Consider the following 12365-nt stretch of genomic DNA (forward strand, 5'->3'; position numbering starts at 1 on the left):
CTGTCCCCTCACTGACGAGGCTCCCGGATCAGGAGGGCGATGAAGACGATCCCGCCCACGAAGTTGACCACGACGCCGAGGCTGGAGTTGAAGCCGAACAGCTGCTCGAGGACTAGCTGCCCGCCGGCCAGCGCGAGCACCGCCAGCAGCGCGGCCCCCGGCAGCACCCAGGCGTGCCGGTGGGTGCCCAGCAGCTGGCGGGCCAGGTTGGCCACCAGCAGGCCGAGGAAGGTGATCGGCCCGACCAGCGCGGTGGCCACGGCGACGAGGACGGCGACGGCCAGCAGCGCCCGGTTGACCACCCGGCGGTGCTCGACACCCAGGCCCACGGCGGTGTCGCGGCCCAGGGCCACGACGTCCAGCCGGGGGAGGAGCCGCCAGACACCGAGGGTGACCAGCGCGACGAGGACGGCGGACAGGGCCAACATCTGCCGGTCGACGGAGGTGAAGCTGGCGAACAGCAGGTCCTGCAGGGTGAGGAACTCGTTGGGGTCGATCAGCCGGGACACCAGCAGGGTGAGGCTGGTGAACGTCGAGCCGAGCACCACGCCGAGCAGCACCAGCACGTACACGTCGCGCTCGGTGCGGCCGAACAGCGACCGGTGGAGGACGGCGCCGAAGCCGATCAAGACGACGACCTCGATGGCGAAGCGCAGCCGCGGGTCGGTCGTGGTGACGGTGGCTGCGCCGAGGAAGAACACCCCGACGGTCTGGATCAGCACGAACAGCCGGTCGAACCCCATGATCTCCGGGGTCAGGATCCGGTTGCCGGTGACCGTCTGGAACAGCACGGTGGAGACCGCGACCGCCACGGCGACGACCGCCATGGCGGCCAGCCGGCGGCCGCGCTGCTGCAGCGCGTAGCCCCAGGAGCCGGTGACGTCGACGGTGAGGTAGGCGGCCACGACGGCCAGGGTGAGGACGCCGAGCACGAGCAGCGTGCGCCGGCGGCGGGTCGCCCGCTGCGACGCGGTGAGGACGGCGGTCATCACACCGCCCGGTCCCGCGCGCGCAGCAGCAGCCAGATGAACAGCACGCCGCCGACGACCCCGCCGATCATCCCGACCGGCACCTCGTACGGGTACCGGATGGTGCGGGCCAGGACGTCGCAGACCAGCACGAACGCCGCACCGGTCAGCGCGGTCACCGGCAGCACGCGACGCAGGTTGTCCCCCATCGCCAGGGTGACCAGGTTGGGGACGACGAGGCCCAGGAAGGGGATGGAGCCGACGCTGACCACGACGATCGCGGTGACGACCGAGGAGATGGCCAGGCCCACCATGACGACCCGGGTGTAGGGGACGCCGAGGTTGATCGCGAAGCTCTCGCCCATGCCGGCGACGGAGAACCGGTCGGCCCACAGGTAGGCGACCACGGTGGCGGCCAGCACCAGCCAGAGCAGCTCGTAGCGGCCGGCCAGGACGCCGGAGAAGTCGCCGTTCATCCACACGTCCACCGACTGGAGCAGGTCGAAGCGGTAGGCCAGGAAGGTCGTCACCGCGCTCACCACGCCGCCGAGGAGGATGCCGACCAGCGGGACCACGACCACGTCGGTGAGCACCAGCCGCTGCAGCAGCCAGACGAACAAGGCGGTGCCGACCAGCGCGAACGCCACGCCGATCGTCATCTTGCCGAACACGGACGTCCCGCCGAAGGACAGCGTCGCGACGACGATGCCCAGCCCCACCCACTCCGTCGTCCCGGCGGTCTGCGGGGAGACGAACCGGTTGCGGGTCAGGTGCATCATCACCAGCCCGGCCACGGCCATCGCCGATCCGGCCAGCAGGATGGCGAGCAGCCGGGGCACCCGGCTGGTCCACAGGACCCGGGTCTGCGCCTCGTCGGGGTCGAGCAGGTCGGTCGGCGTCAGGTCGCTGACCCCGGTGAACAGGGACGCGACCGCGGCGAGTGCCAGGGCGCCCAGCGCGACGGCGACGTGCCACCGCTGCACACCGCGGCGGCGCCGCACCTGCCCGGAGGGGGCGGGTGCGGCGCCGCCGCGTCGTCCGGTCGTGCTGCTCATCGACTCACCGGACCGCTGCGCCGACTTCCTCGACCATCTGCTCGACCGACGGCAGGCCGTTCGGCGCGATGTACCAGACGGACGAGTTGAGGTAGTGGACGTCGCCGTTCTCCCACGCCGTCGTCCCGCGGACCAGCTCGTTGTCGAGCACCTGCTGCGCGGCCGTGCCGGACTCCCCGATGGCGGCGTCACGGTCGAGCACCAGCAGGATGTCGGGGTCCTCCTCGGCGATGTACTCGAAGGAGATGGCGTCGCCGTGGTCGGCCGCGGTCAGGCCCTCGTCGGTGGGGGTCAGCCCCAGCTCCTCGTAGACCAGGCCGAATCGGGTCTCCGGGCCGTAGGCGCTGACCTCGCCGGCGTTGGTCATCACGAAGAGCGCGTCCCCCGCGCCCTGCGCGGCCGCCTCCACCTCGGTGACCCGCTGGTCCAGCGCGACCAGCCGGTCGGCGACGGCGTCCTCCTCGCCGAAGACCTCGGCCAGGGTGGTCACCCGCTCCTCGAAGGAGGCCAGGAAGTCGCCGTTGTCGACGGTCAGGTCGATGGTCGGGGCGATCTCGGCCAGCTGCGGGTACACCGCCGCCGAGCGCCCGCCGACGATGATCAGGTCCGGCTCCAGGGCGTTGACGGCCTCGTAGTCCGGCTCGAACAGCGAGCCGACCTTGGCGTACTCGTCCCCGCCGTACTGCGCCAGCGACTCCGGGTAGGTCGCCTCCGGCACACCGGCCACCTCGACGCCGAGGCTGTCCAGCGTCGACAGGACGCCGACGTCGAAGACGACGACCTGCTGCGGGTCGGCCGGGACAGCGGTCTCGCCCTGCGCGTGGGAGACCGTGACCTCGGCGGAGTCCGAGGAGGCCTCGGCGGTGGTGTCCTCGCTGCCACCGCAGGCGCTGACGGCGAGGGCGGTGGCCACGGTGAGGGAGAGGGCGGCCAGCGGCCGGGCCTGCGTGCGCATCGTGCTCCTGTCGTGCTGAGGTGAGGCTTGGCTAAGTGAGGCCTGCCTAACCTGCCACACGTCCCGTTGCACGTGTCAACCAGGGGTCCCGAGGGGCAGGGAGGGCCCATGGAGAACCGCACACTGGGACAGCTGACCGTCTCGGCCCAGGGCCTGGGCTGCATGGGGATGAGCGAGTTCTACGGCACCGGCGACCAGGCGGAGGCCGAGCGCACCATCCGGCGGGCGCTCGACCTCGGCGTCACCTTCCTCGACACCGCGGACATGTACGGCCCGTTCACCAACGAGCGGCTGGTCGGCAGGGCCATCGCCGGCCGGCGGGACGAGGTCGTGCTGGCCACCAAGTTCGGCAACGAGCGCGGCGAGGACGGCTCCTTCCGCGGCATCAACGGCTCGCCGGACTACGTGCGGCGCGCCTGCGACGCCTCGCTGCAGCGACTCGGCGTCGACGACGTCGACCTCTACTACCAGCACCGGGTCGACACCACCGTGCCGGTCGAGGACACCTGGGGCGCGCTGCGGGAGCTCGTCGAGGCCGGCAAGGTCCGGCACGCCGGCATCTCCGAGGCCGCGCCGGAGACCATCCGCCGGGCGCACGCGGTGCAGCCGGTGACCGCCGTCCAGACCGAGTACTCGCTGTGGTCCCGGGACCCCGAGGACGACGGCGTGCTGGCCACCTGTGCCGAGCTGGGCATCGGCTTCGTCGCCTACTCACCGATCGGCCGCGGGTTCCTCTCCGGCCGGATCCGCAGCGTCGACGACCTGCCGCCCGACGACTACCGGCGGAAGAGCCCGCGCTTCCAGGGCGAGAACCTCACGCGGAACCTCGAGCTGGTCGACCGGGTCCGCGAGATCTCCGACGAGAAGGGCGTGACCGCCACCCAGCTGGCGCTGGCCTGGGTCATGGCCCAGAGCGACCGCGCCGGCAACCCGGGCATCGTGCCGATCCCGGGCACCAAGCGGGTGGCCTACCTGGAGGAGAACGCCGCGGCCACCGACGTCCGGCTGACCGACGACGACCTGCGCCGGCTCGACGACGCGGCTCCGGCCGGCGCGACGACGGGCGACCGCTACGCGGACATGTCCACCGTGCACCGCTGACGGAGGACCCCCTCCTCCGCACCGGAGGAGGACCCCGTCCTCCCCACCCTTCGCAGGCTCAGGGCGGTACCCGGGACGAGGCCGCGGCGAGCCTCTGAACCGGGCCGGTGGGGTCCTGGAGGGTGGCCGCCCCGTGCGCGGGAGGATGGCGGCCGTGCCCGACACCACCGCCCCGGGGTCCCCCCGGTGACGCCCGTGCTGGTGGTCGCGGTGACCGTCACCGCCGCGCTGCTCGCGCTGGCCGGGATCGCCTCGACCCTCGCCGGGCGGCGGATCGGCCTGCTGCACCTGGGGGGCGCGGCGCTGCTGGAGGTCCTGCTGCTGGTCCAGGCGGTGCTCGCCGTCGTCCTGCTGGTCCGCGGGGACCGCCCGGCCGACACCCCCACGTTCCTCGGCTACCTCGCCGGCATCGTGCTGCTGCCGGTCGCGGGGGCGCTGTGGGCGCGGTCCGAGCCGACCCGGTGGGCGGGCACCGTGCTCGCGGTGGCCGCCGGGACCGTCGGGGTCATGGTCTGGCGGCTGCAGCAGCTGTGGGAGGCGACAGGTGGCTGAGGCGACGGGGGACCGGCCGGCGGAGGAGCGGCCCGCGGCCGCCGGCGGGCCCGGGCGGGTGCTCGTCGCCGTGTACGGCGTCTTCGCCCTGGCGGCCGGCGCGCGGGCCGCCGTCCAGCTGTCGACCCGCTTCACCGAGGCGCCGGTCGCCTACCTGCTCTCCGCGCTGGCCGCGGTGGTCTACGTGGTGGCGACCGTGGCCCTCGCCCTGGGCGGGCGTCGCACCGCGCTGGTCGCGATCACCGTCGAGCTCGTCGGCGTCCTCGTCGTCGGCACGCTGTCGCTGCTGGACCCGGCCGCGTTCCCGGACGAGACGGTGTGGTCGGCGTACGGCCGCGGCTACCTGTTCATCCCGCTGGTGCTGCCGGTGCTCGGGCTGCTCTTCCTGCGCCGGCTAGCCCGGCGCCAGGCCTCCTCGTGGCCGAGCGGAGGCGCGGACACGACGGCTGGGTGATGTGCACCCGAGGCGCGTCACGGGCGGGGACGCGCCCGAGGTGCACACCACCGCGGAGCAGCGGACCGAGCGGCGGTGGCCTCGCTGCCGGGTCCCGCCCTGAGCCTGCGGAGGGTGGGGAGGACGGGGTCCGGTCAGAACTCCCCGCCGCCGAAGTCCCCACCGAAGTCGCCGCCGCCGAAGTCCCCACCGAAGTCGCCGCCCGGGTCGGCGCCCCCGGCGAGGTCCCCACCCGGGTCGCCGCCGTAGTCGCCGTCCCCACCCGCGCCGTCCTCGACGCCCTGGGCGTAGGCCTCCTCGTCACCCCCGCCGAACAGGCCGCCGTCGCCGAGGCCGGTGTCGAACAGCGCGTCGGCGACCGCGGTGCCGACCACCAGGCCGCCCACGGTGCCGAGCAGGCTGGCGCCCAGGGTGCTGCCGAAGCCCGGCCCGCCGTAGCCGCGGCCGTACCCGCCGCCGTAGCCAGGGCCGTAGCCAGGGCCGTAGCCAGGGCCGTAGCCGCCGCCGTACCCCGGGCCGGAGCCGCCGCCCCCGAAGCCGCCGCCGAAGGCCCGCTCCAGCGTGCCGGGCTGGCGCACCTCTGCACGCGTGGCCGCGCGGGCGAGGGAGCGCGGGTCGTCCGACCGCGGCCGCTCCGAGGAGGGCACCGCGGCGGCGAGCTGGACCAGCACCTCCTGCCGCTGCTGCGGGGTGAGCTGGGCAAACGCCTCGGCGTGCGCCTCCTCGATCTGGTCCGGCGGCGCGGTGCGCAGCAGGTAGCGGTAGCGCTCGATCGCCTGCTGGTCGGTGGGTGCACCGCCCTGCGCGCCACCGTGCTGCGGAGGCGATGGCCGGTACCCGCCGTACTGCGGCGTGGCCTGGTACCCGTCGTACCCGTGCTGGTAGCCGTGGTCGGAGCCGGATCGGCGGCGGCCGAACAGCCGGTCGAGCAGTCCCATGGCGATCGTCTCCTTCCGGAGGGGAACGACGTACCCCTCCGGCTGGGTTCCCGCGGGGCCGCCGCCCACACCTCCCGCACCCCGACCGCAGGTCAGACGGGGCCCGTGGTGGCCGGGCGCGAGGCCGCGTGGTTACTGTCGTGCCGTGCCGGCCGAGCGGGACCGACCGCGGGACGAGTCCCCCGTCCAGCGTCCCGACGGCATCGTGGGCCGTGAGGAGGCCGGCGTCGTCAGCGCCGCCACCGCCGTCCTCTCCGAGCGCGCCGGCACCGCGTCGACCGCGCTGCCCGGCGTGCTGGCCGACGTGCCGGTGGCCGTGCTGCTCATCGACCGCAGCGTCGGGGCCGTCACGTACGCCAACACCGCCGCGGTGGAGCTGGCCGGCAACGTCCGCCTCCCCGTCGACATCGACACGTGGGGCTCCTCGGTCGGCCTCACCGACCTGGGCGGGCAGCCCCTGGCCAGCACGTCCGGCCCGCTGTCGCTGGTCGCCCAGGGCCTGCCGGTCACCGGGGAGGCGGTGCGGATCGGGCCCGGTCGGGGCCAGCGGGACGGCGCCCGGCGCGACCAGCTGCTGTGGGTCACCGGCTTCCCGCTGTCCCGGCCCGACGGCGACGAGCACCTGTCCCTGGTCGTCTTCCTCGAGGTGGACGGCGGCGCGTCCGACCCGGCCGGCGCCCAGCTCCAGGCGCTGCGCGAACGGGCGGTCGTCGCCACCGACATCGCCTTCACCATCACCGACCCCCGCCGACCGGACGACCCACTGGTCTGGGTCAACCCCTCCTTCAGCCGCATCACCGGCTACTCCGCGGAGGAGGTGGTGGGCCGGAACTGCCGCTTCCTCCAGGGCCCGGCCACCGACCCCGCGACCGTCGCGGAGATCCGGGCCGCGCTGGACGCGCGCCAGGCGATCACCACCGTCCTGCTCAACCACCGCAAGGACGGCACCGCCTTCTGGAACCAGCTGTCGATCAGCCCGGTCTTCGACGGCGAGGGAGAGCTGGTCAGCTTCGTCGGCGTGCAGACCGACGTCACCGAGCGGGTGCGGGTCGAGCACGAGCGGGAGGCCGCGTTCGCCGCCGAGCAGACCGCCCGGCAGGAGGCCGAGCTGGCCCGGGCGGCCGCCGAACGGGCGCAGGCCGACGCCGAGCGGGCGCGCGCCGACGCCGAGCGCGTCCAGGGCCACCTCGCGCTGATGGCCGAGGCGACGACCACGCTCATCGCCACGCTCGACCTCACCGACCTCCTCGACCGGCTGGCCCGGCTGTGCGTGCCCCTGCTCGCCGACTGGGTGTTCATCAGCCTGGTCGACGACGGCGGAACCGTCCGGGAGACCGCCTCCCGCCACCGGGACGGCTTCGCCGACGAGCTGCGGCTGCTGGCCACCCAGCACGTCGGGCACCTGCCGGAGGTCTCCCCGACCCGGCGCAGCATCGCCACGTCGCGGCCGGTGCTGGTCCCCCACGCCGGCGACCTGGACGGGCTCTTCTCCTCCGCGGCGACCCGCGAGGCGGCCGAGCGGCTGGGGGTGGGGTCGCTGCTCGCCGTCCCGATGGTCGCCCGCCGGCGCACCCGCGGCGCCATCCTGCTGGGGCGCCGCGACACCGGGCGCCCCTTCGGCCAAGAGGACGTCGACCTCGCCGAGGACCTCGCCCGCCGCGCCGCCCTGGCGATGGACAACGTGCGCCTCTACCAGCAGGAGCACACCGTCGCCGACACGCTGCAGCGGTCGCTGCTGCCGCAGCTGCCGGTGATCCCCGGGGTGGAGTCGGCCGCGCACTACGTCAGCGCCTCGACGGCGGCCGACGTGGGCGGTGACTTCTACGACCTGCTGCACCTGCCCGACGGCTCCATCGGCGTGGTGATCGGGGACGTCGTCGGCCACGACGTCGCGGCCGCAGCGGCGATGGGGCACCTGCGCGGGCTGATCCGGGCGTGCGCGTGGGAGGCACCGGACCCCGACCCCGCCGCCGTCCTCGCGCGGGTGGACCGGCTGGTGCAGGGGCTGGGTGTGGCCTCGATGGCCACGATGGTCTACGCGCGGGCGGTGCCCCCCGCGGAGGACGGCGCACCGTGGCGGGTGTACCTGGCCAGCGCCGGCCACCCGCCGCCGCTGCTGCGCACGCCCGACGGGGAGGTGCAGCTGCTGGACGGGGTGACCGGCCTGCTGATCGGCGTCGACGGCACCCTGCCCCGGCGGTCGACGGCGATCGACCTGCCGCGCGCGGCCACGCTGCTGGCCTACACCGACGGCCTCATCGAGCGCCCCGGCACCGACCTCGACGAGGGCATCGCCGAGCTGGTCGAGCGCCTGGTCGCCGCCCCGGCCGGCGCCGCTCCCCGGCAGCTGTGCGACGCCGCGGTCGCCGGCTCGCTGGACGGGCGGGACGACGTCGCGCTGATCGCCGTCCGGTTCTGTTAGGGCCGGCCCGCCTACCCCTCGGCCGCGCGGGTCTCCAGCAGGCCGTAGGCGCCGCGGTGGAACAGCAGCGGCCGCCGTCCCGGGTCGGCGCCCAGGTCCAGCACCCGGGCCGCGACGAGGGTGTGGTCGCCGCCGTCGTACTCCGCCCACAGCTCGCAGTCGATCCAGGCGACGACGTCGTCGAGCACCGGCTGGCCCGACGGGCTGGGCCGCCACGACACCCCGGCGAACTTGTCGACGGCGGAGCGGGCGAACCGGGCCGACAGCTCGACCTGGTCCTCGGCGAGCACGTTGACGCAGAAGCGGCCGAGCGCGCGCAGCCGCGGCCAGGTGCGGGACGTGCGCGCGGGCGCGATGACGACCAGCGGCGGGTCCAGCGACAGCGAGCTGAACGACTGGCAGGTGAAGCCGATCGGCCCGTCCTCGCCCTGCGCGGTCACCACGGTGACGCCGGACGCGAAGTGGCCGAGGACGTCGCGCATGGTGCGGGGGTCGACCGCACTCCCCCCGGACGGCGGCTGGCTCATGACCTCCAGCCAACCACGGGGGCGCGCGTACCCGGGCGGGTCCTCCGGTCCGGCTCCACCGGGGGTCCGCTCCTGGCCGCCGTCGGCTCGGGCGCCCCCGGCGGCCTCACCCGACGGGAGCCGGGCGGGGCACCGAGCGTCCGCCCGCCCGGTACAGCGAGCCGGGCAGCGGGCGGCCGACGGCCTGCTCGGTGACCCGGGCGGCGGCGAGGACGGCGTCGAGGTCGATCCCGGTGTGCACACCGGACTCCTCGAGCATGTAGACGAGCTCCTCGGTGGCGATGTTGCCGCTGGCACCCGGCGCGAACGGGCAGCCGCCCAGGCCGCCGACCGAGGAGTCCAGCTGGGTCACCCCCGCCTGGACGGCGGCCAGCGCGTTGGCCTGCCCGGTGCCGCGGGTGTCGTGGAAGTGGACGCCGACCTCGACCCCGGGGCACGCCCGGCGGACGGCGTCGAGCAACTGCACCACCCGCATCGGGGTGGTCGTGCCGATGGTGTCGCCCAGGCACAGCCGGTCGGCGCCGGCAGTGACCGCGGCGCGGGCGACGTCCACGGTGCGGGGGATCGGCGTGCGGCCGTCGAAGGGGCAGTCCCAGGCGGTGGCGACCACCACCTCCAGCGACCCGCCGGCGCCATGGGCCAGGGCGGCGATCTCGCCGACCGCCGCGACGGCCTCGGCGGTGGAGCGGCCGGCGTTGGCCCGGCTGTGCCCGTCGGAGGCGGAGACGACGTACTCGAGGTGGGCGACCCCCGCGTCCACCGCGCGGGTGGCGCCCCGGGCGTTGGCGACCAGGGCGGAGAAGTGCACGCCCGTGAAGGAGGACAGCTCGGCGGCCAGCTGGTCGGCGTCGGCCAGGGCCGGGACCGCCCTGGGCGAGACGAAGGAGGTCACCTCGATCCGGCGGACGCCGGTGGCCACGAGCGCCTCCAGCATCGCCAGCTTGCCCTCCAGCGGCACCGGCGCCTCCAGCTGCAGGCCGTCGCGCATGCCGACCTCGCGGACGTCCACCGTCGCGGGCAGCACCAGGTCGAACTCGTTCACGGGCCCTCCTCGGTCGGTCACGTGACATCCTGCCCCGGCGCCGGGTTCCACGTGGAACCACTCGGACGCTCCTGGGCCGACGAGCTGCAGCAACGAGGCGTGTCGGCGCAGGATGACCGGCACGGAGGTGGGAAGTGACCAGTGCGGCGGACACGCTGCCCCCGGCGGATCGCCGGAGCGCGTTCGCCAACGCGCCCATGGGGATCGCGCTCGCCACGCCGGCCGGTCTCATCGTCGACGCCAACCCGGCGCTGGCGGCGATGCTCGCGTACACCGCCGAGGAGCTCTACGGCCGCTCGATGCTCGACCTCGTCCACCCCGACAACCGCCCGGCCGCCATCGAGGCGTTCGCCGAGCTCCTCCAGGAGCGCAGGATGATGCGGCACGAGACCCGGCTGGTGCGGGCGGACGGCGGCGTCGTACCGGTGCAGGTCACCTCCTCCTGGGTGCCGGAGACGCCCGAGGGCGACCCGCCGCACGTGGTGGCGATCGTCGAGGACATCACCGACCGCAAGCGCCTCGAAGCCGCACTGGTGCACCGGTCGCTGCACGACCCGCTCACCGGCCTGCCCAACCGGGCCCTCTTCACCGACCGCCTCCAGCACGCCCTCGAACGGGGTCGCCGCGAGCGGACGCCGACCAGCCTGCTGGGCGTCGACCTCGACGGCTTCAAGACGATCAACGACGTCCACGGCCACCCCGTCGGCGACGCGGTGCTCATCGCCTTCGCCGAGCGGCTGACCTCAGTGCTGCGGGCCAGCGACACGGCGGCCCGGGTCGGCGGGGACGAGTTCAGCATCGTCTGCGAGAACAGCGGGCGGGCCGACGCCGAGGCGCTCGCCATCCGGCTGCGGGACCGGGTGGACGAGCCGCTGCAGCTGGCCGGCGGGCTGACCATCCCGCTGTCGATCAGCATCGGGATCGGCACCGTGGAAGGCGGCATCGACCCCGAGCGGGCGTTCGGGGGACTGGTGCGGGAGGCCGACGACGCCATGTACGTCGACAAGGCCGCGCGGCGGAGCTGAGGGAGGAACCCCCACCCCGCGCCACTCGTGAGAGGACCCCGTCCTCCTCACCGCTCGCGAGCTCGCGGTGAGCCTCTGGACGGGGCCGGGCGGGACCCTGCGGGTGCACCGTCCCAGCGGGTGACGACGTCGGCGAAGGCGGCCGCGGCCTGCTCCACCTCGGCGACCTCCACGTACTCGTCGACGGCGTGCATCACCGCGGGGGTGCCCGGGCCCCACACCACGATGGGCGCGCCGGCCACCACCTGCACGAGCACCGAGGCGTCGGTGAAGTAGGTGGCCGGGGTGGGCAGTGCCGCCGCGGGCAGCGAGGCCACCCACGGGTCGTCGGCGGGAGTTCCGACGGGCGGCAGGTCCACGCGCACCTCGACGTCGGCGACCTCCGGCTGCTCCCGCCACCAGGCCAGCAGCTCCTCGCCGGCGGCCACGGTCCGCATGTCGACGACCGCTTCGGCGCGGTCGGGGACCACGTTGGGCACCGTGCCGCCGGCGACGACGCCGGGGTTCCAGGTCTCCGTGCCGAGGAAGGCGTCGCTGCGCAGCGGGAGCGCCCCACCGGCCCGGCCGAGGACGGCGACCAGGTCGAGGACGGCGTTGTGCCCGCGCTCGGGCGTGCTGCCGTGGGCGGCGCGGCCCGCGGTGCGGACGGCGAGCCACAGCGCGCCCTTGTGGCCGAGGACCACCTGGTTGCCGGTCGCCTCGGGGACGACCACCGCCCCCACGGGCAGCTCGGCGACCGCTGCGGCCGCGGCGGCGGCGCCCTTCGAGCCGATCTCCTCGTCGCTGGTGAGCAGCAGCGCCACCGGGGTCCCGGGGTCCGCCGTGGCGAGCGCGGCTGCGGCGGCGACCACGCCGGCCTTCATGTCGCTCCCCCCGCGGCCCCACACCCGCCCCTCCTCGAGGTCCGCGCCGAACGGGTCGCGCTGCCAGGCGCCGGGGTCGGCCGCCGGGACGGTGTCGACGTGGCAGGCGAGCAGCAGCTGCCGGCGGCCGGGGTCGGCCGGGGTCCGCAGCAGGGTCCAGGGGTGGTCCCGGTCGCGCCCCTCGGTCACCTGCAGGTGCGGGGCGTGGCTCCGCAGCACGTCGGTCAGCGTGCCGAGCACGTCGCGCTGGGCGGCCGCGTCGCCGGACACCGTCGTCCGGCCGACCAGTTCCCGCACCAGCGCGACCACGTCGAGGACAGGAGCCGTCATGCCCCGATCCTGCACCCGCGCCGCCGGGACGGCACGGGACCGGTCAGCGGCTCGGCGCAGGCCCCGGACGGCGCCTGACGACGGGTCGCCGAGGGCCGGGGACCGCACCGGGCGGCGGTGCGGTCCGGGGGAC

The 12365-nt window shown here is 75.1% G+C and carries 12 protein-coding genes; 5 read left to right on the forward strand and 7 right to left on the reverse strand.

Annotation, left to right across the window (positions count from 1 at the left end):
- Positions 1-8 precede the first annotated feature (8 nt).
- The 3 genes from BMW27_RS16315 to BMW27_RS16325 are packed head-to-tail and all read right to left on the reverse strand — an operon-like array spanning position 9 to position 2978.
- Positions 9-989 (reverse strand): iron chelate uptake ABC transporter family permease subunit, encoded by a 981-nt coding sequence (locus BMW27_RS16315; RefSeq protein ID WP_091446355.1) that lies wholly within the window; start codon positions 987-989, stop codon positions 9-11.
- Positions 989-2023 carry an ABC transporter permease gene (locus BMW27_RS16320; RefSeq protein WP_091445942.1) on the reverse strand — a complete coding sequence of 345 codons (1035 nt, stop codon included), beginning with the start codon at positions 2021-2023 and terminating at the stop codon, positions 989-991. Before BMW27_RS16320 ends, BMW27_RS16315 begins: the two co-directional genes overlap by 1 nt.
- Before the next feature lie 4 nt (positions 2024-2027).
- Positions 2028-2978 carry a siderophore ABC transporter substrate-binding protein gene (locus tag BMW27_RS16325; protein ID WP_091445944.1) on the reverse strand — a complete coding sequence of 317 codons (951 nt, stop codon included), beginning with the start codon at positions 2976-2978 and terminating at the stop codon, positions 2028-2030.
- Positions 2979-3086: 108 nt separating this feature from the next.
- On the opposite strand from BMW27_RS16325, the gene BMW27_RS16330 reads away from it, so the two are divergent.
- The 3 genes from BMW27_RS16330 (at position 3087) to BMW27_RS16340 (ending at position 5085) form a co-directional block, all read left to right on the forward strand.
- The gene (locus BMW27_RS16330) at positions 3087-4079 is read left to right on the forward strand and encodes an aldo/keto reductase (protein ID WP_091445946.1); all 993 of its coding nucleotides are present in this window, start codon (positions 3087-3089) and stop codon (positions 4077-4079) included.
- A 186-nt stretch (positions 4080-4265) separates the two neighbouring features.
- Positions 4266-4631 carry a hypothetical protein gene (locus tag BMW27_RS16335; RefSeq protein ID WP_091445948.1) on the forward strand — a complete coding sequence of 122 codons (366 nt, stop codon included), beginning with the start codon at positions 4266-4268 and terminating at the stop codon, positions 4629-4631.
- Complete coding sequence (locus tag BMW27_RS16340; RefSeq protein ID WP_091445950.1) at positions 4624-5085, forward strand: hypothetical protein; 462 nt, start codon at positions 4624-4626, stop codon at positions 5083-5085. Before BMW27_RS16335 ends, BMW27_RS16340 begins: the two co-directional genes overlap by 8 nt.
- 134 nt (positions 5086-5219) lie before the next feature.
- Here BMW27_RS16340 and BMW27_RS16345 read toward each other — a convergent pair whose 3' ends face one another.
- On the reverse strand, positions 5220-6023 hold the full coding sequence (locus BMW27_RS16345; protein ID WP_091445952.1) for a hypothetical protein: 804 nt from the start codon (positions 6021-6023) through the stop codon (positions 5220-5222).
- 145 nt (positions 6024-6168) lie between these two features.
- On the opposite strand from BMW27_RS16345, the gene BMW27_RS16350 reads away from it, so the two are divergent.
- A complete protein-coding gene (locus BMW27_RS16350; protein WP_091445953.1) occupies positions 6169-8445 on the forward strand; it encodes a GAF domain-containing SpoIIE family protein phosphatase in 2277 nt (758 codons plus the stop codon).
- 11 nt (positions 8446-8456) lie between these two features.
- Here the strand turns inward: BMW27_RS16350 and BMW27_RS16355 are convergent, their stop codons facing one another.
- Together BMW27_RS16355 and BMW27_RS16360 are read right to left on the reverse strand one after the other, a co-directional pair.
- Positions 8457-8972 (reverse strand): flavin reductase family protein, encoded by a 516-nt coding sequence (locus BMW27_RS16355; protein ID WP_091445955.1) that lies wholly within the window; start codon positions 8970-8972, stop codon positions 8457-8459.
- Between the two features lie 106 nt (positions 8973-9078).
- A complete protein-coding gene (locus tag BMW27_RS16360) occupies positions 9079-10014 on the reverse strand; it encodes a hydroxymethylglutaryl-CoA lyase (RefSeq protein WP_091445956.1) in 936 nt (311 codons plus the stop codon).
- A 134-nt stretch (positions 10015-10148) separates the two neighbouring features.
- Between BMW27_RS16360 and BMW27_RS16365 the strand changes: the two genes are divergently transcribed.
- Positions 10149-11039: a GGDEF domain-containing protein gene (locus tag BMW27_RS16365; protein WP_091445957.1), complete on the forward strand. Its 891-nt coding sequence runs from the start codon at positions 10149-10151 to the stop codon at positions 11037-11039.
- A 47-nt stretch (positions 11040-11086) separates the two neighbouring features.
- Here BMW27_RS16365 and BMW27_RS16370 read toward each other — a convergent pair whose 3' ends face one another.
- Complete coding sequence (locus BMW27_RS16370) at positions 11087-12232, reverse strand: M20 family metallopeptidase (protein ID WP_091445959.1); 1146 nt, start codon at positions 12230-12232, stop codon at positions 11087-11089.
- Between the last annotated feature and the right edge of the window lie 133 nt (positions 12233-12365).

The sequence above is a fragment of the Geodermatophilus poikilotrophus genome (genome assembly GCF_900111455.1).
Taxonomy (GTDB): Bacteria; Actinomycetota; Actinomycetes; order Mycobacteriales; family Geodermatophilaceae; genus Geodermatophilus; species Geodermatophilus poikilotrophus.